20 protein-coding genes are annotated in these 17,398 nt (G+C 73.2%); 8 read left to right on the forward strand and 12 right to left on the reverse strand.

All coding sequences use genetic code 11. The features are described 5' to 3' along the window. Positions 1 to 18: 18 nt before the first annotated feature. The 3 genes from ACFVTR_RS06505 to ACFVTR_RS06515 are packed head-to-tail and all read right to left on the reverse strand — an operon-like array spanning position 19 to position 5,175. On the reverse strand, positions 19 to 3,069 hold the full coding sequence (locus ACFVTR_RS06505) for a hypothetical protein (RefSeq protein ID WP_387035750.1): 3,051 nt from the start codon (positions 3,067 to 3,069) through the stop codon (positions 19 to 21). Positions 3,070 to 3,078: 9 nt separating this feature from the next. Next, positions 3,079 to 3,888: a 2-phosphosulfolactate phosphatase gene (locus tag ACFVTR_RS06510; RefSeq protein WP_387035752.1), complete on the reverse strand. Its 810-nt coding sequence runs from the start codon at positions 3,886 to 3,888 to the stop codon at positions 3,079 to 3,081. A 9-nt stretch (positions 3,889 to 3,897) separates the two neighbouring features. After that, positions 3,898 to 5,175 carry a hypothetical protein gene (locus tag ACFVTR_RS06515; protein ID WP_387035754.1) on the reverse strand — a complete coding sequence of 426 codons (1,278 nt, stop codon included), beginning with the start codon at positions 5,173 to 5,175 and terminating at the stop codon, positions 3,898 to 3,900. A gap of 90 nt (positions 5,176 to 5,265) precedes the next feature. On the opposite strand from ACFVTR_RS06515, the gene ACFVTR_RS06520 reads away from it, so the two are divergent. The 4 genes from ACFVTR_RS06520 to ACFVTR_RS06535 all read left to right on the forward strand — a co-directional run bounded on the left by ACFVTR_RS06520 (position 5,266) and on the right by ACFVTR_RS06535 (position 9,201). Further along, positions 5,266 to 5,790 carry a hypothetical protein gene (locus ACFVTR_RS06520; RefSeq protein ID WP_387035756.1) on the forward strand — a complete coding sequence of 175 codons (525 nt, stop codon included), beginning with the start codon at positions 5,266 to 5,268 and terminating at the stop codon, positions 5,788 to 5,790. Further along, entirely contained in the window at positions 5,787 to 6,416 is a 630-nt protein-coding gene (locus ACFVTR_RS06525) for a DUF1684 domain-containing protein (RefSeq protein WP_387035758.1), read from the forward strand. The genes ACFVTR_RS06520 and ACFVTR_RS06525 overlap by 4 nt, the downstream gene beginning before the upstream one ends. Before the next feature lie 222 nt (positions 6,417 to 6,638). Further along, positions 6,639 to 8,192 carry a DEAD/DEAH box helicase gene (locus tag ACFVTR_RS06530; RefSeq protein WP_387035760.1) on the forward strand — a complete coding sequence of 518 codons (1,554 nt, stop codon included), beginning with the start codon at positions 6,639 to 6,641 and terminating at the stop codon, positions 8,190 to 8,192. A gap of 406 nt (positions 8,193 to 8,598) precedes the next feature. Next, complete coding sequence (locus ACFVTR_RS06535; protein WP_387035762.1) at positions 8,599 to 9,201, forward strand: hypothetical protein; 603 nt, start codon at positions 8,599 to 8,601, stop codon at positions 9,199 to 9,201. Between the two features lie 12 nt (positions 9,202 to 9,213). Here ACFVTR_RS06535 and ACFVTR_RS06540 read toward each other — a convergent pair whose 3' ends face one another. Continuing rightward, a complete protein-coding gene (locus tag ACFVTR_RS06540) occupies positions 9,214 to 9,711 on the reverse strand; it encodes a hypothetical protein (RefSeq protein WP_387035764.1) in 498 nt (165 codons plus the stop codon). After that, on the reverse strand, positions 9,708 to 10,343 hold the full coding sequence (locus tag ACFVTR_RS06545) for an RNA polymerase sigma factor (RefSeq protein WP_387035766.1): 636 nt from the start codon (positions 10,341 to 10,343) through the stop codon (positions 9,708 to 9,710). The genes ACFVTR_RS06540 and ACFVTR_RS06545 overlap by 4 nt, the downstream gene beginning before the upstream one ends. 150 nt (positions 10,344 to 10,493) lie before the next feature. Between ACFVTR_RS06545 and ACFVTR_RS06550 the strand changes: the two genes are divergently transcribed. Beyond that, positions 10,494 to 10,997, forward strand: coding sequence for a GNAT family N-acetyltransferase (locus ACFVTR_RS06550; RefSeq protein WP_157423176.1), 504 nt, complete (start codon positions 10,494 to 10,496; stop codon positions 10,995 to 10,997). A 29-nt stretch (positions 10,998 to 11,026) separates the two neighbouring features. Here the strand turns inward: ACFVTR_RS06550 and ACFVTR_RS06555 are convergent, their stop codons facing one another. Then, on the reverse strand, positions 11,027 to 11,608 hold the full coding sequence (locus tag ACFVTR_RS06555) for an NUDIX hydrolase family protein (protein ID WP_387035769.1): 582 nt from the start codon (positions 11,606 to 11,608) through the stop codon (positions 11,027 to 11,029). Positions 11,609 to 11,644: 36 nt separating this feature from the next. Here ACFVTR_RS06555 and ACFVTR_RS06560 point away from each other — a divergent pair, with 36 nt between their 5' ends. After that, positions 11,645 to 12,295, forward strand: a complete 651-nt coding sequence (locus ACFVTR_RS06560) for an alpha/beta hydrolase (protein ID WP_387035771.1) — start codon at positions 11,645 to 11,647, stop codon at positions 12,293 to 12,295. 13 nt (positions 12,296 to 12,308) lie between these two features. Here ACFVTR_RS06560 and ACFVTR_RS06565 read toward each other — a convergent pair whose 3' ends face one another. Then, positions 12,309 to 12,716 (reverse strand): DUF5997 family protein, encoded by a 408-nt coding sequence (locus tag ACFVTR_RS06565; RefSeq protein ID WP_387036595.1) that lies wholly within the window; start codon positions 12,714 to 12,716, stop codon positions 12,309 to 12,311. 87 nt (positions 12,717 to 12,803) lie between these two features. Here ACFVTR_RS06565 and ACFVTR_RS06570 point away from each other — a divergent pair, with 87 nt between their 5' ends. After that, positions 12,804 to 13,535, forward strand: a complete 732-nt coding sequence (locus ACFVTR_RS06570) for a LysR family transcriptional regulator substrate-binding protein (protein WP_387035772.1) — start codon at positions 12,804 to 12,806, stop codon at positions 13,533 to 13,535. Beyond that, a complete protein-coding gene (locus ACFVTR_RS06575) occupies positions 13,532 to 14,281 on the forward strand; it encodes a glutamine amidotransferase (RefSeq protein WP_387035774.1) in 750 nt (249 codons plus the stop codon). The genes ACFVTR_RS06570 and ACFVTR_RS06575 overlap by 4 nt, the downstream gene beginning before the upstream one ends. A gap of 57 nt (positions 14,282 to 14,338) precedes the next feature. On the opposite strand, the gene ACFVTR_RS06580 is transcribed toward ACFVTR_RS06575, so the two are convergent. The 5 genes from ACFVTR_RS06580 to ACFVTR_RS06600 all read right to left on the reverse strand — a co-directional run bounded on the left by ACFVTR_RS06580 (position 14,339) and on the right by ACFVTR_RS06600 (position 17,317). Next, positions 14,339 to 14,611, reverse strand: coding sequence for a GlsB/YeaQ/YmgE family stress response membrane protein (locus ACFVTR_RS06580; RefSeq protein ID WP_376944209.1), 273 nt, complete (start codon positions 14,609 to 14,611; stop codon positions 14,339 to 14,341). Positions 14,612 to 14,716: 105 nt separating this feature from the next. Next, positions 14,717 to 15,532: a YidC/Oxa1 family membrane protein insertase gene (locus ACFVTR_RS06585; RefSeq protein ID WP_387035776.1), complete on the reverse strand. Its 816-nt coding sequence runs from the start codon at positions 15,530 to 15,532 to the stop codon at positions 14,717 to 14,719. A 131-nt stretch (positions 15,533 to 15,663) separates the two neighbouring features. Next, on the reverse strand, positions 15,664 to 16,023 hold the full coding sequence (locus ACFVTR_RS06590) for a DUF6412 domain-containing protein (RefSeq protein ID WP_387035778.1): 360 nt from the start codon (positions 16,021 to 16,023) through the stop codon (positions 15,664 to 15,666). Between the two features lie 12 nt (positions 16,024 to 16,035). Continuing rightward, entirely contained in the window at positions 16,036 to 16,575 is a 540-nt protein-coding gene (locus ACFVTR_RS06595) for a GNAT family N-acetyltransferase (protein ID WP_376944203.1), read from the reverse strand. Positions 16,576 to 16,639: 64 nt separating this feature from the next. Next, positions 16,640 to 17,317 (reverse strand): TetR/AcrR family transcriptional regulator, encoded by a 678-nt coding sequence (locus tag ACFVTR_RS06600; RefSeq protein WP_387035780.1) that lies wholly within the window; start codon positions 17,315 to 17,317, stop codon positions 16,640 to 16,642. Positions 17,318 to 17,398: the final 81 nt, after the last annotated feature.

Genomic DNA, 17,398 nt, shown 5'->3' on the forward strand with positions numbered 1-17,398 from the left:
TGCCCGACCCGGCACCCGTCAACCGCGCGAGCCCGCACCCCGTCGCTTCGGCAGCGCCAGCAGGGCGCCAGCGACGAGCAGCGCGGCCGCGAACCCGGCCGAGTACCAGGCCGTCTCGCCCGGGATGTCGAGGTAGGTCGTGATGCCGAGGATCCTCGCGAGACCCCACGGCAGCAGGCCCAGCTCGTCGTTCCAGAGGGTCAGCGCCTGTTCGAGCCCGATCGCGCCGACGACGAGCGACGGCAGCAGGAGCGCCGCGCCGACGGCCGCGAGCACGAAGCCGACGGCACGGCGCGCCCCGACCTGCCCTGCGAGCGCCCACCCGGCGGCGACGAACACCCAGACGAAGAGCGCGAAGGCCAGCGCGACGTAGGCGGTGCGCAGCACCGGGTCGGTCCAGAACGCGAACCAGTACCCGCCGGGTCCGGTGAACGACAGCGCGACGAGGGTCAGGATGCAGCGGAGCACCACGACGCCGCCGACCGCGGCGATCACCGGCCAGGGCGAACGCCGCCCGACGCAGAACCGCAGCACGAGCGCGAACACGGTCCACGCGCCGAGCACGACCGCGAGGTGGGTCCATGACAGGAACGAGGTCTGCACGGCGCGGGTTCCGACGAGCAGGGCCACCGGGACGGCGAGGAGCAGCCAGCGGTCGAGGTCGTACAGGCCGAGCGCCGTCTCGCGGGCCCGCCACGGACGGATCGACGCGACCCAGGTCGCACAGGCCGCGGCCGCACCGGGCTTCGCGACGAGCCGGGTGCGCGAGGAGATCACGCCGATGACGAGCCACGCGAGCGCGAGCACCAGGAGGACGCGCGCCACCCACGCCATGGCGGGGTCGCGTTCGGTGCGGTCGATGCCGAGCTGCGCGGCCGTGAGGTTGAGCGCGGGGTGGTCGAGGTCGCCGTCGTACCGCGCGAGATGCTCGGCCGCCAGCTCGTCGAACCGGGCGCGGTCGGCCTCCCAGGCCTCGCGGGCCTCGGGCGAGCGCGTGTCGTGCCACTGCCCCTGGTGCAGGATCAGCGCGCGATACGCCTCGAGGAGGCGGAGGGTGTCGAGCTCGTAGTCGAGCGTCGAGACGAACGCCTCCCGCAGCTCGGGCGAGCGCCAGCTCGAGGCATCCGTCGCCCTCACGGTCTCGCGCATGTCCTCGACCGCGGCCACCGCCTCGGCTCCGCTCGCGATCGCGGCGTCGACGCCCTCGGCTCCGCCGCCGCCCGCCGAGTCGCGCACGATCGAGTACATGACGTCGAGCACGGCCGAGTCGCCGGTGAGGATGTCCCACTCGAAGATCCACATCATGGGCGGCGGCTCGAGGCCGATCGCGAAGACGCGCTGCTCGGCGAACTGCTCGATGTACATGCCCTGCTCGATCGCCTCGCGCGACCGGGTCATCGCCCCGACGATCGCCTCGACCGTGGCGGGGTCGTCGGAGAACCACTCGCGCGCCCACGCCGCGGTGATCGCGGCGACGTCGGCCTCGGGATCGCGTGCGAGCTCGGCCGCGAGCTGCGTGTTGAGCTCGTAGAGCTGCCAGAACCCGGCCTTCAGGGTGAGCGACATCGGCCCGGCCCGCCACGGGCCGCCGTCCTGGGTCCACACCCAGACGCCCTCGATGCGGTCGTTGGCCGCGAGCAGCTGCTGGAGGGCCCACTGGTACTGCGGTCCGAGGTCGTTGGGGAACGCGCCGAAGTTCTCGAACTCGCGACGGCTCTGGAACTCGACGATGCGGCGCTGGGCCCCCTGCTCGAGCGTGTGGTTGAGCGGGAGCCAGCTGTAGAAGTCGCCGAGCGTGTACTTGGTCGAGACGATGAGCGCGGGCGAGTCGATGCCGCCCAGCACCGCCTCGTAGGACGCGTCGTTCGTGTGCATGTCGCCGACGGCGCCGACGCCGACGCTCCAGGTGCGGAAGATCACCTCGCGGCCCGACTCCTCGGCCTGCCCGGTGAACGCGCCGAGCATCGTGCGCACGGCGTCGACGGTCGTCACCTTCAGCGCCGAGTAGTAGTCCCAGCCGCCGACGTCGTAGATCGCGCCGGCCTCGCCGATGCGGATGAGCACGCCGTCGAGCGCGGGCACCGCCTCGTACAGCTCGTCGAGGCCCGCGGTGTAGACGCTCCAGAACTCGGGGTCCTCGGTGTCGAGCGAGCCGAAGCGGTCGGTGAGGGCGCGCTCGAGGGGGCCGGTGAGGGCGAGCATGTCGGTGCGAAGGAACACCTGCACGCCGAGCTCGTCGGCGCGCTCCCAGAACGGGGCGAACGCCGAGCGCAGCGCGAGCGCCCGGTCGCGGTGCTCGTCGCCCTCGGCGTACACCGGGCCGCCCGGCGCCTCGTCGAAGGTCACGAACTCGACGAACCCGGGGAAGGCGACGGCATCGGACCCGTTCGCGAGCGAGTGCCGCAGGAACTCGTCGAAGTCGTCGTAGGCCTCGGCGAGCGCAGCCTCGTCGATGTACGGCGCCTCGGGCTGCACGACCGCGGCGAACGCCTTCGACGCGTGGGAGTAGTCGTCGCCCGTCTCCCACTCGGACGGATCGGGCTCGACGCCCACGGCGCCGAGGTCGGTCATGCGCAGCGGCAGCTCGGAGGGCTCGTGCACGCCGACGAGGTCGGCGATCGGTGCTGCCGCCCGCACCTGGGCCGCGAGGTCGTAGATCGCGCGCACCGCGCCGACTTCGGTGAACGCGACGATGCGCAGCGCCGAGGCGTCCCCGCGCAGTTCGTACCCGTCGTCGCCCGGCCCCGAATCGGCCTCCTGACCGGGGATCAGCTCGACCGCGACCGAGGCCTCGCCCTCGCGGGCCGGAGCATCGGCGACGGCGTCGCGCAGCTCGTCGACCGCGACCTCGAACTGCACGGTCTCGGGCACGTCGAGCGTCGTGAACTCGGGCGGCGCCACCGGCGGCGCGACGTCGGGCACGGCGGCGGCGGCCGGCTGCATCTGCTCGCTCGGCTCGGTGCGGATGCCGAGCGCGTCGCCCACGGCGAACGCGACGCCGAGACCGAGCGCGACGAGCACGAGGGCGGTGACGACGGCGAGGATGCCTCGCTTGGTCGCCGTCGTCATGCAGAGATCCTATTCGGCGTTGAAGACCCCGTCGCGCAGCACCGGCACGACGTCGGTGACGTCGCGCTCGGCGGCGAGCACGGTGTCGGCGCCGGAGCCGTGCTCGCGCAGCTCGACGCCGCTGCCCGACGCGCTGATGAGGTGGCGTGTGGCTCGCTGCAGCCCCTCGTAGGCGGCGCAGGCGACCGCCGCCTCGGGCGAGGTGTGGTCGACGCCGCGCGCGACGAGCGCGTCGATGACGGCACCCGCGACGAGCAGGTCCTCGATCGCGAAGCGGGTGCCGTCGGCGAGCGGCGAGCCCGGCTCCGCCGAGTCGCCCGCCTGCCAGATCGCCGACCGCTCGCCGGCGGCGACGATCGCGATCATGAACCGGTCGCCGTGCTCGGCCTGCAGCGCGAGCAGTCGCTCGGCGACCGCGGCGCGGTTGCGCATCGAGGCCGCGATGACGGGGACGCCGAGCACGCCGAGCCGATGCGCGAGGGCGCCGCCGTTCGGCGAGGGCAGGACGACGAGCGGTGTGGCGACGGGTGCAGCGATGAAGCTCGAGGGCGAAAGGCTGGGTCCGGCTTCGCCCCGTCGAACGGCGACGACGCCGTCGTGCTCGGCGGCGAAGGCGGCAGCACCCGCGGGGTCGCCGCTCGGCCACGGTGCAATGGCGGTGCCGTGCTCCGCGGCGACGACGACCGCCGTCGTGAACGAGAGGGCGTCCACCAGCACGACGGCGTGCACGCCGGGAACGATGCGATCGGCGCCGGCGGCGCCCCAGTCGAATCGCACCTGGTACTTGGTCTGTCCGAAGGGATCCGTCGTCGCGCTCACCGCGACAGGTTACCCGCCGCGCGCACCATCCCGGCCGAGCGCGTCGTAGAGCGCGAGCGCCTCAGCGTCGCTCGCCCGGGCGTTCGCCCGGCGGGCCGCGTCGAGCGCGAGGACGGGGTCGGACTCCTGCCGTGCGATCTGGAGCTGCCGTTCGGCCTCGGCGAGCCGCGTGCGAGCGGCGGCCCCCACCCCGCCCCGGCCCCTCGCGATCGCCGCCTCGGCCACGCGCAGCTGGCTCTCGGCGATCGAGATCGCCCCGCCGAGGGCGCCCAGGGCGCCGTCGATGCGGTTCTGCGCGGTGCGGGCCGCCGCCCGCGCGACCTCGAGCCGGTCGCGGGCGGCGCGCAGCCGGTCGCGATCGAGGAACGGGTCGCCCCGATGCTCGGCGCGCGCCGCGAGCACGGCGGATGCCTCGCCCACCGCCGCCGCGAGCGCCGACGCCGAGTCGGGGTCGGCGTGACCGTCGCGTTCGCCGCGCGCGGCTGCGAGCTCCTCGCCGAGCCGAACCGCCTCCTGCTCCGCCTCGGCGCGCGCGGCGTCGAGCGCAGCCTCCAGTCCGTCGACCTCGTCGAGATCGCGCCCGGCCCGCTCGATCGCGTCGGCGGCCTCGGCGAGCACCGGGGCCGCGGGCTGCGTTCGCGCGACGAGTGCCTCGGCCTCGCCGAGCGCCGTACTGGCGCGGTCGAGGCCCGCCGCCGCACGGGAGCGGGCGGCCTCCGCCCCGGCGAGCGCGGTCGGCGCGAAGCGCGAGGCGAGGTCGGCGAGGCGCGGCTCGGCGCCCTCGAGTCGTCGTGCGAGCGCCGCGGCGTCGTCGCGCAGCGCGGGCAGCTCGTCTCCAGCACCGCGCTCCAGCCTGCGGCGGCGGCCGAGCTCGGCGGTGACGTCGTCGATCGCGGCGAGCGCGGAGCGGCAGAGGTCGTCGATGCGCGCGCTCCAGCTCCGGCGCTCGGCCGCCGTGTCGGACTCGGCGTCGTCGAGTCGCTGCTGCAGGAGCAGGGCTTCGCGGAGGCGGCCGCGGGCGATCTCGACGGCCGCTCGCGTGTCGCGCGCGGCGGCGTCGCCGAACTGCGCCCCGGCGAAGGCGATCTCGCGCTCGGCGTCGCGCACGGCCTCGTCGGCCCGCACGATGAGCTGCTTCGCGCGCACCTCGGCGTCGCGGCCGGCGGCGAGCTCGGCCCGCTCGCGTCGGACGCCGGCTCGGCGCAGGCCCACCAGAGCGCCGACGAGGGCGACCGCGGCCGCCCCGAAGACGACGAGCGACGGCAACCACGAGAGGGCATCGGGCATGGCGCGAGTCTAGGCGGTGGCCCCGATCACGGGCCGGGAATCGCCTCGGATCCCTTGGCATCGACGAGGGCTCCGGCCTACTCTCGGCACATGCGGGTGCTCCTGAAACTCACGCTCGACTGCACGCCGGATGCGGCGTGGCGCGCGATCCGGAGCCCCGCGGTGCTGCGCGAGGTGGTGGCGCCGTGGCTCGACTTCTCCTCGCTCGAACCGGGCGGCCTTCCGACCGTCTGGCCCGAGGGCCGGCACCGGGTGCTCGCGCTCGCCTTCCGTCGCTTCCCCGCGGGCGAGGAGTTCGTCGACGTGAGCTTCCCGGGCGGGCTGCCCGAGGGCGTGCGGATGCTCCGCGACGGCGGCGGCGCGATCACCGGTCCGCTCGCGGTGTTCCGCCGTTGGGATCACCGGATGGCGGTGTCCGCGCTTCCCGACGGCCGCACGCTCTACCGCGACCGGCTGCTCGCGAGCGCAGGCCCGTGGGATGCGGCCGCCTGGTACCCGACCTGGCTGTTCTGGCAGTGGCGCGGGCGACGGCTTCGCGACCTCGCACCGGGCTGGTCGTACGATCCGCCCGGCACCGCCGATGCCGACGCCCGCGGATCGGAGACCCGACGATGACCGACTCGATCGGCGCCCTCCAGCTCGCCGACTGGCGCCGACGCGTGTTCGGCCTCTACGCGGGCGTGCGCCAGCTCAGCGTGCACGACCCCGCGGCCGGCCACGCCCTCTGGATCTCGGGTCGCGACGAGCTCTTCGCGGGGCATCCGCAGTCACCGCTGCTGCCCGACGACCGCGCGCGCTTCACCGGCCTCACCGTCGCCCGCTACGACCCCGACTGGCGCTTCGAGCTCGAGGTGCGGCGCACCGAGGAGCCGCAGCGGATGAAGGTCGACAGCGCGACCGACGGCGTCATCCCGTTCACGCTCGTCGGCACGGTGCGCCTGCCCTACCTCGGCACGCTCGACGTCTGGCGGCTCACCGGGTACGGCGGCGGCCTGTTCCTCCCCGTGAAGGACGCCCTCGCCGGGGCGCCCGGCGGCACCTACGGCGGCGGGCGCTACCTGCTCGACACGATCAAGGGCGCCGACCTCGGGCCGGGCTCCGACGGCGACACCCTCGTCGTCGACTTCAACTTCGCCTACAACCCCTCGTGCGCCTACGACCCGTCGTGGTCCTGCCCGCTCGCGCAGGAGGGCAGCACGTTGCGCGCCGAGGTGCCCGTCGGCGAGCGGATGCCCCGCTGACGGCGTCCGCACAGGGGCATCCGCTATGCTGACTGGCGGTGCGCGCGACGATCGCGCCGCCTGCGTCGTAGAAACGCTTCCGGGCCCGGCTCCTCATCGAGCCGCCCGATGACTCTCATACGGCGAACGGATGCGCCGACCGGCGCCTTCGCCACACTCCCACCGCCGGGTCCGACGCACTTCCGTGTCGGCGCGCGGTGAACCATGCCCTGAAAGGCACCAGTGACCGACATCACCTTCGCAACGCTCGGCGTGCCCGCCCCTCTCGTGGCGGTCCTCGCGGCCGACGGCAAGACCGTCCCCACCCCCATCCAGGCCGACTCGCTGCCCGACACGCTCGCCGGCCGCGACGTGCTCGGCCGCGGCAAGACCGGCTCCGGCAAGACGATCGCCTTCGCGCTGCCCATGGTCGCGCGCCTCGGCACCACCCTCGCCGGCGGCCAGCGCCGCGCCGGCCGTCCGCTCGGCCTCGTACTCGCCCCGACCCGCGAGCTCGTCACCCAGATCGCCCGCACCATCGAGCCCCTCGCCGACGCCTACGGCCTCAAGGTCACCACGATCTTCGGCGGCATCAACCAGAAGCGCCAGGTCGAGGCGCTCCGCACCGGCGTCGACATCGTCGTGGCGGCCCCCGGCCGTCTCGAGGACCTCATGAAGCAGGGCTTCGTGCACCTCGACGCCGTCGAGATCACGGTGCTCGACGAGGCCGACCACATGGCCGACCTCGGCTTCCTCCCCGTGGTCACCCGCATCCTCGACAAGACCCCGCGCGGCGGGCAGCGCCTGCTCTTCTCGGCGACCCTCGACAACGGGGTCGACAAGCTGGTGAAGCGCTACCTCGAGAACGAGGTGCTGCACTCGGTCGACGAGGCGAACTCGCCGGTCGCGGCGATGACCCACCACGTCTTCCTCACCGAGGACGCCGACACGAAGTTCGAGCTCGTGAAGACCCTCGCGAGCGGCATGGGCCGCCGCATCCTCTTCATGCGCACGAAGCACCACGCGAAGAAGCTCGCGAAGAAGCTCACCGAGGCCGGCATCCCCGCCGTCGACCTGCACGGCAACCTGTCGCAGCCGCAGCGCGACCGCAACCTCGCGGCGTTCTCAGACGGCTCGGCGAAGGTCATGGTCGCGACGGATGTCGCGGCGCGCGGCGTGCACGTCGATGACATCGAGCTCGTGGTGCACGTCGACCCGCCCATGGAGCACAAGGCCTACCTGCACCGCTCGGGCCGCACGGCGCGCGCCGGCAGCGAGGGCGACGTCGTGACGATCGCGATGCCGGGCCAGCTCCAGGACCTCAAGCAGCTGCTCCGCAAGGCGGCGATCACGGTGACCCCGTCGCCCGCCGTGCCCACCACTCCCGAGGTCGTGAAGCTCGTCGGCGACGTCGCGCCGTACGTGAAGCCCGCGCCCCGCGCGGCTGCGCCGCAGCAGGGCGGCGGGCGCTCGCAGGGTGCGAACGCGCAGCGCAAGCGCGCGGCCCGCGAGGGCCAGGGCGGCGAGCGCCAGGGTCAGTCGCAGGGCGGCCGCGGCCGCGGCCGCGCCGGCCAGTCGGATGTCTCGGCCGGCGCCCCGCGCCGCGACCGCTCGGGCCGCCCCGCCGAGACCAAGTCGAACGCACCCAAGCAGGGCTCGGGCCAGAGCCGCGGCGCGCAGACGAGCGGCGCCCAGCGCAGCAGCAGCTCGCGCGGCGCGGCCAAGCAGCCGATCCGCGTCGGCAGCCTCGTCTCGCCGTCGCGCAACTCGCGCACCAATCGGCGCGCGCAGGGCTGAGCCCTTCCGTGAATGCAACGGGGCCCGTGGAGTTCGACTCCACGGGCCCCGTTGCTGCGGGCCGGCGTTCCCCCGAATCACCGGCCCGCGCTCCCGTCCCCCGACGGGATCGGGCCGCGTCCCCTCGGCCCGGTCGGTGGCGATGCGCGCCTAGACCCCCGGCATGACGGCTCGGCCGATCTCTCCGCCGACGACCATCGCCAGGGCGACCATCACGACGGCGGAGAACACCACCACCGTGGTGGCCATCGCCTTCGTGCGTCGCATCGCAACCCCTTCCCTCATGACAGGTATGTCCGGGTGCGCGGAAAAGGTTCCCGATTCGTGGAACTTTCTTCTGGCATCCGGACATACCAGTTCAGCCCGTACTCCGAGACTGAGCCCACCCGACCCGAGGGAGCCTTCCATGCCGATCCGCCGCGCCGTCCTGACCACCGCCACCGCGCTCGCCTTCGCGGTCGGCGCGCTCGCTCCGGCCCTGCCGGCGAGCGCCGAACCGCTCCAGCCCGGGTCCAGCTCGATCGAGCAGGCCGCACTCGTCCCGGCTCTCGCCGCTGAACAGCACTGCGCGCTCGACATCGGCGTCGCGGCCGCGGCCGAGGACCTCGGCCTCGACGCACCCGAGCCGGTCTGCTTCTCGTCGATCGAGGAGGTCGAGCGGTTCCTCGAGCGGCGCTCCATCGCCGCAGCCGACTCGCGCCTCGCCGCCGCGACCGCATCGGTCGGGGTCGGCCGCATTTACAAGGACGCCTCCAAGGGAGGTTCGAGCCTCACCTTCTGGGGAGCGAACGGCTGCCTCGGAGCGACGTACGGGTTCCCCTCCCTGTCGTCGGGCTGGAACACCTCGGTCAGCTCGCTCACGGGTCTCAACGGGTGCTGGGCAACGGCCTACACGGCCACGTCGTACGGCGGCAACCGCCTGAACTGCACCCCGTACTGCAGCAGTCTCGGCGCCTTCAACGACCGGGTCAAGTCGCTTGTCTTCCGGCCGACCGGCACCCTCGGCTAGGCCGGCGGCGGCTCAGTCCTTCGGCTCGGCCAGGCCGAGCGCCGCGCAGATCGACTCGTTCGACGACGGCACGACGGCGGCGGCGCCGTCGCTCATGACGCAGACCTGCAGGTCGCGCGGCACCCTGCCGGGTGGATTCTCCGGAGCGACCGGGTCGTAACCGGGCTCGAGGGCCCCCGACTCCCACATGAGCGTGCAGAGTTCGATCGGATCGGTCGGCAGGCCGCTCCCCTCCGCGACCATCGCCCCCGAACCGGGATAGGAGCCGTCCGAGTTGCGGCTCGCCTCGCTCATGCAGAGGACGTACGCGCTCTCCGTCACCGGTTCTGGAGCGAGCAGCATCGTCCCGGCCGTGGCCGCGACGCCCACGGCGAGCACGCCGAGGCCGCCCCAGCCGACGACGCGGTTGCGACGTCGCCGCGCACGCACGGCCGGTTCGGTACGGGCGTGCTCGACGAGCATCGCGCGGATCGCTTGGGCGCGCTCGGGACGCATCTCGGGGCCGGTCATCCGGTCACCTCCAGTCCGTCGGCCGCGCGCGGAAGGGGTGCCGGCGCATCGTCCGCCTGCCGCTCTCCGGGCCACACCGCATCGCCGAGCTCGGCCTGCAGCTTGCGGCGGGCGCGCGACAACCGCGACTTGACCGAGCCGAGCGGCACGTCGAGCGCCGCGGCGGCGTCGGCGAGCGGGAGCTCCTCGATGAAGCACAGTTCGACGACCCGACGCTCCGCGGGGTTCAGTCGGTGCAGCGCCGCCTGCAGCCGCCCGTTGAGCAGTTGCCCGTCGAGGCGCTCCTCGATCTCATGCCCGGGATCGACGGCGTGCTCGGCGGCGGGGATCGCCGCGAGCAGCCGCTTGTGGCGCCGCGCCGCGCGCTGGGAGTTGAGGGTCACGTTGGTGGTCACGACGAGCAGCCACGGCAGCAGCGAGCCGTCGACGAAGCGCACATCTTTGCGACGCCGCCAGGCCTCGAGGAAGACCACCGCCACGATGTCCTCCGCATCGGAGACGTTCTGGACCTGCGCGAAGGCGCGACGGAAGACGCGGGCGCGGTATCGGTCGTAGACCACGCCGAACGACGCCTCTGTGCCCGAGGTGGCCTCGAGCCAGAGCGCCGCGTCGGTCCGCCCGTCTTCGCCCATGGTCGGCCAAGCCTAACCGGGCGGCGCACCGATCGCGGATTCGTGAGAGTGGCCATGCACTGATATGTCCGGATGCCCCGCGGGGGTTCCCGATCCGTCGACCCCTCCCTCGATTTCGCGGCGGCGACGGACTGGCTTAGTCTCGGGGACATGAGCACCGAAGTCGTTGCCGAAGTCGTCGTCCGTCCCATCCGCGATTCCGACGTCGAAGCGCTGGGCCGGGTTCACGCGACCTGCTGGCACGAGACGTACGACCACCTGATCAGCTCCGCCGCGTTCGAGAAGCTCTCGCCGCGACGCATGGCCGAGCTCTGGAACCACTACGCCGAACGCGGCGAGGAGTACGCGCAGTTCGCCGCGCTCGTCGACGGCGAGATCGTCGGATTCGTCGGCTCGGGCCCCGCCCGCGACGAGAACGCCCCGCGCGAGCGCGAGCTCTACTTCATCTACCTGCTCGACGCCTACCACGGCACCGGCATCGGCCAGAAGCTCTTCGATGCGGCGGTCGGCACCGACCCGGTCTACCTCTGGGTCGCCTCCGACAACCCCCGCGCGCACCGCTTCTACACCCGCAACGGCTTCACCGCCGACGGCGCCGACCAGCACGTGCCGTTCCTCGGCGAGGAGATCCACGAGGTGCGACTGGTCCGCTGAGGCCCCGGCCGGCCCGGCCGGCGCGGCGGTCAGCGCAGCGCGCCCACCGAGGCGAGGCCCTGCTTGACGAGCAGGCCCCGCCCGCCCTCCATCTCACTCACGACCGTGTCGCCGACCGCTTCGGCCGGCGTCATCCAGGTCACCTCGAGCGCGTCCTGGCGAGGCTCGCACGTGCCGGTGACGGGCACGACGAAGGCGAGCGACACGGCGTGCTGCCGCTCGTCGGTGAACGGCGTGATGCCCGGCAGCGGGAAGTACTCGGCGACGGTGAACGGCACCGGGCTGGCGGGCAGCAGCGGGAACGCCATCGGCCCGAGGTCCTTCTCGAGGTGCCGGAACAGGGCGTCCCTGATGGTCTCGCCGTACATCACGCGCCCCGACACGAGCGTGCGGGTCATCTCGCCGACGGCGTTCGCGCGCAGCAGCACGCCCACCTCGGTGACCTGCCCGAGGCCGTCGACGCGCACCGGGACGGCCTCGACGTAGAGCAGCGGGAGGCGACCGCGCACCTCGGCGAGCTCGAGGTCGCTCAGCCAGCCCGGGTTCGCCGGTGGACGCACGACGGGCTCGTCGCCGGGATTCCAGTCGGGATCGGGGGTGCGTACGCTCATGCCCTCGATTCTGCCCCACGCCGATAGCGTTGTCGCATGACGAGTGTGCTGATCGACGACGAAGCGGTGCTCTGGTCGGCCTCCGCGGCCGACCGCGAGGGGCGTCCGCTCCTCGTGCTGCTGCACGGCTACAACTCGAACGAGGGCGACCTGTTCGGGCTCACGCCGTACCTGCCGCTCGAGCCCGCCGTCGCCTCGCTGCGGGCGCCGCTGTTCGCGGGTTACGGCTACGCGTGGTTCCCGCTGCTCGCCGAGGGCGCGGAGCGCTCGGTCGAGGTTGCCGACGCGGCGGTCGATGCACTCCTCGCCTGGCTCGATCGGGCGGCACCCGACGCCGGGCCGGTGGGCCTCCTCGGATTCTCGCAGGGCGGCGCGATGGCCCTCGAGCTCCTGCGGCGCGCACCCGAGCGGTTCTCGTTCGCGGTCAGCCTCGCCGGATTCGCCCTCCCGGGCGACCGCGAGGGCGACGAGCGGATGTCACGGCTCGCGCCGCACGTGTTCTGGGGTCGCGGCACGGCCGACGAGGTGATCCCCGAGGCATCCGTCTCGCGGACGCTGGCCTGGCTGCCCGAGCACTCGACGCTCGATGCCCGCGTCTACGAGGGGCTCGGGCACTCGGTGTCCGACCGCGAGCTCGCCGACGTCGCGGGCTTCCTCCGCGCGCGCTACAGCGCCTCGGGCGAGTAGGCCCGCCGCAGGGTCAGACGCCCGAGCCGCCACCGCCGCCGGCGGCACGGCGCGCGGCGCGCTCCTTGTCGCGATCGGCGACGCGGATCTTCTCCGCGCGCACGGCGGCCTGCGTGGCGCGCTCCTGCACGAGCCACGCGGGCGGCGCGGCGAGGAGCGCCTTGATCTCGGCCGTCGTGAGCGGCTCGGTGACGCCGCCACGGGCGAGACCGGAGTTCGAGACGCCGAGCTTGGCCGCCACAACCGGGCGGGGGTGCGGCCCGTCGCGGCGCAGGGTCTCGAGCCACTCGGGCGGTTCGGACTGCAGCGCGGCGAGCTCGTCGCGCGTGATCGACGCGCTGCGGAACTCCTCGGGCGCGGCGTCGAGCAGGATGCCGAGCTTCTTCGCCGCGGTCTCCGCTTTCATGGACTGCGGCTTCATGGCCTTCGGCTGCTTCTCGCTCACCCTGCAACCGTAGCCGACGGTAGCCTGAGAGGCATCCGCACGCAGGGAACAGGGGGGCGCCGAATGGCATTGCGGCTCGATTACGTCGCGGGCGTCTCGCCGGCGAAGTGGCTGCGCGCGTGGGGCGAGCGTCGCCCCGACCTGCCCCTCGAGGCCGCCAGGGTCGACGAGCGCGAGCAGCTCGAGCGCCTGCGGGCGAGCGAGGTCGACCTCGCCTTCGTGCGGCTGCCGGTCGAGACCGAGGGGCTGCACCAGATCCGGCTCTGGGAGGAGCTCGCCGTCGTCGTGCTGCCGAAGGAGCATCCCTTCGCCGACCAGGCCGAACTCGCCGTCGCCGATCTCGACGGCGAGCCGCTCGCGCCCGTGCAGCCCGACCCCGCGATGACCCTCGAGCTCGTCGCGGCCGGCACCGGCTACGCGATCGTGCCCCACTCGATCGCCCGGCTCCATCAGCGGCGCGACGTCGTCGCGATCCCGCTCGTCGACGCCCCGCCCACCAGGATCGCCCTCGTCTGGCGCACCGAGCGCGACGACGACGACATCCAGGAGTTCGTCGGCGTGGTGCGAGGCCGCACCGCGCGCAGTTCTCGGGCCGACGAGACGCCCGAGCTCTCGCCCGCGAAGGCGGCGAAGAAGGCGGCGGCCGAACGCCGTGCGGCCGAGGCGGCTCGCGGCGGCGGCAAGGGCGGCGCCAAGACCGGCAAGGGCGGCAAGAGCACGTCCGGCCGCTCCAGCACGGGCCGCGGTGCATCCGCCCGGACCGCTTCGCAGCGCGGGAAGAGGAAGGGCCGATGACGGGGCCGAAGCCGTACCTGTTCCTGTCGGCGCGCCCCGAGATCGAGGCGGTCGGCCCCGAGTACGAGTCGGTGCGGCGCGCGACCGGACTCGATGCCGGGCGGCTCGAGCACCACCGCCTCGACGTCGAGTCACTCCGGCAGGTGCCGCTCGCCGCGTACGCGGGCATCATCGTCGGCGGCAGCCCCTACAACGTGACGACTCCCGAGGTGAACAAGCACGCGGTCCAGCGCAGGGTCGAGGCCGAACTCGCCGAGCTGGCCGAGTGGGCGCTCGTCGCGGAGTTCCCGCTGCTCTTCACCTGCTACGGCATCGGCGTGCTGACGCAGGTGCTCGGCGGCGCCGTCGGCACGCTGCACGGCGAGAACGCCGCGGCCGTCGAGATCACCCTCACCGACGACGGCGCCGCAGATGCGCTCGTGGGGGCGCTGCCGCGGCGGTTCGATGCGCTCGTCGGCCACAAGGAGTCGGTCGAGGAACTTCCCGGCGCCGCCGTGCTCCTCGCGAGTTCGGCCGGATGCCCCGTGCAGATCTACCGGGCCGGCGCCCGTCTCTACGCGACCCAGTTCCACCCCGAGGTGACGACGACCGACTTCATCGCCCGGGCGCAGGTCTACCGCCACCACGGCTACTTCCCGGCGAGCGAGCTGCGCGAGGTGAGCGCCCGGCTCGACTCTGCCAGCGTCACCGAACCGCAGCGACTGCTCGCCCGCTTCGTCGAACTCGCCGACACCGACTGGCGCTGAGCCGGCGCGCCGAAGCGAAGCGGATGCCCCACGGGGCATCCGCTTCGCCGACGGCGATCAGGCCGCGCTGTTGCGGCTTCCGCGCGTGACCAGTCCCCAGATGAGCAGCACGATGATCGAGCCGCCGATCGCGAGGAGCCAGGTCCCGAGGTCCCAGAACTCCGTCAGGGGGCGATTGAGGATGAGGCTGCCCAGCCAGCCGCCGAGGAGAGCCCCGACGACGCCGAGCAGCAGGGTGATGAACCAGCCGCCCGCCTGCTTGCCGGGCAGGATCAGCTTGGCGATGGCCCCGGCGATCAGGCCGAGGATCAGAAACGCGAGGAAACTCATGGTTGCTCCTTCGTTCAATGCTCCAAACTTGGCACCGCGGCGTCTGCGGAGCAAGCCCTTGCCGCGCGTGTCGCCGGCGTGCGACGGTCGTGCGAAACCCGCCGATCAGGCCGGATTCGGCTGCGGCAGCGGATACACCCGACGCAACAGCACTCGCTGCGCGAGCGTCCACGCGACCGTGACGAGCAGGTAGAGGCCCGCGGCGAGCGGAACGAAGACCGCGATGATCGCCGTGACGAACTGCAGGAGGCCGAGCATCCGTTGGGCGCCGACGGTCGAGAGGGGCGAGAGGGATGCCGCGTCGCGCGCGCCGCCCGTCGCCCCCCGTGCGGTCGCCGAGGAGGCCGCGGGCGCCGCCGGGGCCTGCGCTCGGAACACCCGCCGCGTCACCTCGCCCACGAGCGCGATCGAGAGGATGATCGTGGCGAACACGGCGAAGCCTGCGGGCGTGAGCGTGCCGTCGACGATCGAGCCGGCGAGGCTCGAGCCGAGCGGGACGCCCGCGAGCGTCTCCTGCAGCAGCGCGTTCTCGTGCCCCGCGATCGTCGGCAGGATGAACAGGGCGTAGATGATGCCCACGACGGGAGCCTGGGCGAGCATCGGCAGGCACCCCGCGAACGGGCTCGTGCCCTCGTCGCGGTAGAGCGCCATCATCTCGCGCTGCAGGCGCTCGGGGTTCTTGGCGTGCTTGCGCTGCAGCTCGGCGAGCCTCGGCGCGAGCCGGGCGCGCCCCTGCTCGGCCTTCGCCTGCGAGATGCCGACGGGGATGAGCGCGGCGCGGACGAGCAGCGTGACGAGCACGATCGCCGCGGCGGCGCTCGCGCCGCCCGTGAACGGGGCGAGCAGGTCGGCGAGCCCCATGAGGAGGGCGTGCGCCCCGTCGAGGAGTGCGGCGATGGGCGGGAAGGCATAGAGATCCATGGTGAGTCCTTAGCGGTCGGCGAAACGGGGTTCCGTCTGGCCGCGAAGGGTCGCCGAACCTCACCGGGGAGTCGCCGGCGGCGCACGTCAGGAGACGACGGGCGCGGGTTCGGCGGAGGCGGGAGGGGGCGCTACGCGGCCGCGAGGCCGCGACCCGGGGCCCTCGGCCGGGCACGTCCCGGCGCATCGGGGTCGCTCTGCGAGAGCAGCCGCCCGGGGTCGGCGGTCTGCCGGAGCCGCCGCGCTGCGCCGCTCGCATCGGCCGCCACGAGTGCGGGCAGTGCGCGGCACGCGATGACCACGACGGCGACCGCCGCGGCGCCGACGACACCGACGAGGAGCACGGCGAGCAGGCCGTTCGACGCGAGCGAGAGCTCGAGGGAGGCCTGCAGCGAGCGCAGGAGCGCGCCGATTAACTCGATCACGATGCCTCCTCCCGACGCAGTCACGCTACCACCGGCGATCGTGATCGCGCCGGCGAGCTCGCCCACGGGCGCGCTCGTTCACTCGTCGAGCAGCCGCTCGTACATGACGTGGTCCTGCCACTCCCCCGCGATGCGCAGGTAGCGGCGGGCGAGCCCGAACCGTTCGAAGCCGTTGCGCTCGAGCACCCGCTGCGATCCCGTGTTGTGCACGAGCGTGCCGGCCTGCACCCGATGCAGGCCGGCGGCGCGGGCGTGGTGCAGGGCGACGCCGACCGCCGTCGTGGCGAGCCCTCGCCCGACGAAGCGCTCATCGACCCAGTAGCCGAGGTGGGCGTTCTCGAACACGCCCCGCACGAGATCCGAGAGGTTCACCCGTCCGACGATCTCCTCGCCCTGCGCGAGCACGAACGGCACCGAGGTCCCGGCCTGCAGGCGAGCGATGGCCCCGGCGACGTCGCGGTGGTGCCAGGCCGCGGTGAAGAACTCGGGCGTGCGCAGCGGCTCCCAGGGCGCGAGGTGCTCGCGATTGCGCGTGTAGGCCGCGGCGAGCGCCGGGCCGTCGCCCGCGGCGACGAGCCGCATCACGACGTCGTCGTCGAGTTCCACCGCGTCGAACACAGCGCCTCCCCGAGAAACAGCGGACCCCGCGATCATACGATCGGAGTCCGACGGTCCGTGAGCGTCATGCTGCGGAGGCTCTCAGCGGCTCGAGCGCGGCGAGGAGGAGGTCGAGGCCGAAGACGAACTCCTCCGCCTGGTCGTAGCCGGCAGCGACGAGCGCCGCGGCCGACTCATTGAGGTAGGGGTATTCGTCGGGCGGGAGCTGGGGCAGGAAGACCTTCTCGGTCATGTCCGCGAGCACTTCGGCGGTGTCGTACGGCAGGCTCGCCTCCTGCAGGGCGAATCCATAGACGTAGCTGTCGAGCAGCCAGTTGGCGTGCGTCGCCATCACGACCGGGAAGCCGGCCCTCCGCAGGCAGGCGGTGACCGCTTCGCGGTGGCGGAGGTTCGCGGGCCCCGGCGATGTCCGCGACTCCATCAGCGGGATCGCCCACGGGTGGCGAGCGAGCACCTGTCGGGCGGATACCGCGCGCTGTCGCATCGCCGACTGCCAGTCGTTCGCCGGCGACGGGAGCTCGATCTCGTCGAACACGACATCGATCATGGCGTCCAGCAACTCATCCTTGCTCGCCACGTAGCGGTAGAGGGACATCGCGCCCGCGCCGAGCGCGCCGGCCAGCCGGCGCATGCTCAGCCCGTCGGCCCCCTCGCGGTCGGCGAGGCGGATCGCCTCGACCACCACCCGCTGCTTGCTCAGCCCCGCATCCGACGCGGCCTGGCGTTGCTCCATCGCAGTCACGGGGTCTCCTCACCCTCTCGAACGGCTTGACAAGCGTACACCGTACGCGTAAGAGTACAGTGTACGCGTACGGCGTACGCG

Origin of the sequence: Agromyces sp. NPDC058126 (genome assembly GCF_042884595.1) — a bacterium.
In the GTDB taxonomy this organism is placed as follows: domain Bacteria; phylum Actinomycetota; class Actinomycetes; order Actinomycetales; family Microbacteriaceae; genus Agromyces.

Bases quoted from the DNA above. Each gene is read 5' to 3' on its own strand.
- ACFVTR_RS06585 (WP_387035776.1), bottom strand. From the start codon at position 15,532: ATGGATCTCTATGCCTTCCCGCCCATCGCCGCACTCCTCGACGGGGCG.
- ACFVTR_RS06565 (WP_387036595.1), bottom strand. From the start codon at position 12,716: ATGAAGCCGCAGTCCATGAAAGCGGAGACCGCGGCGAAGAAGCTCGGC.
- ACFVTR_RS06550 (WP_157423176.1), top strand. From the start codon at position 10,494: ATGAGCACCGAAGTCGTTGCCGAAGTCGTCGTCCGTCCCATCCGCGAT.
- ACFVTR_RS06580 (WP_376944209.1), bottom strand. From the start codon at position 14,611: ATGAGTTTCCTCGCGTTTCTGATCCTCGGCCTGATCGCCGGGGCCATC.
- ACFVTR_RS06575 (WP_387035774.1), top strand. From the start codon at position 13,532: ATGACGGGGCCGAAGCCGTACCTGTTCCTGTCGGCGCGCCCCGAGATC.
- ACFVTR_RS06540 (WP_387035764.1), bottom strand. From the start codon at position 9,711: ATGACCGGCCCCGAGATGCGTCCCGAGCGCGCCCAAGCGATCCGCGCG.
- ACFVTR_RS06535 (WP_387035762.1), top strand. From the start codon at position 8,599: ATGCCGATCCGCCGCGCCGTCCTGACCACCGCCACCGCGCTCGCCTTC.
- ACFVTR_RS06560 (WP_387035771.1), top strand. From the start codon at position 11,645: ATGACGAGTGTGCTGATCGACGACGAAGCGGTGCTCTGGTCGGCCTCC.
- ACFVTR_RS06555 (WP_387035769.1), bottom strand. From the start codon at position 11,608: ATGAGCGTACGCACCCCCGATCCCGACTGGAATCCCGGCGACGAGCCC.
- ACFVTR_RS06545 (WP_387035766.1), bottom strand. From the start codon at position 10,343: ATGGGCGAAGACGGGCGGACCGACGCGGCGCTCTGGCTCGAGGCCACC.
- ACFVTR_RS06525 (WP_387035758.1), top strand. From the start codon at position 5,787: ATGACCGACTCGATCGGCGCCCTCCAGCTCGCCGACTGGCGCCGACGC.
- ACFVTR_RS06520 (WP_387035756.1), top strand. From the start codon at position 5,266: ATGCGGGTGCTCCTGAAACTCACGCTCGACTGCACGCCGGATGCGGCG.
- ACFVTR_RS06515 (WP_387035754.1), bottom strand. From the start codon at position 5,175: ATGCCCGATGCCCTCTCGTGGTTGCCGTCGCTCGTCGTCTTCGGGGCG.
- ACFVTR_RS06505 (WP_387035750.1), bottom strand. From the start codon at position 3,069: ATGACGACGGCGACCAAGCGAGGCATCCTCGCCGTCGTCACCGCCCTC.
- ACFVTR_RS06570 (WP_387035772.1), top strand. From the start codon at position 12,804: ATGGCATTGCGGCTCGATTACGTCGCGGGCGTCTCGCCGGCGAAGTGG.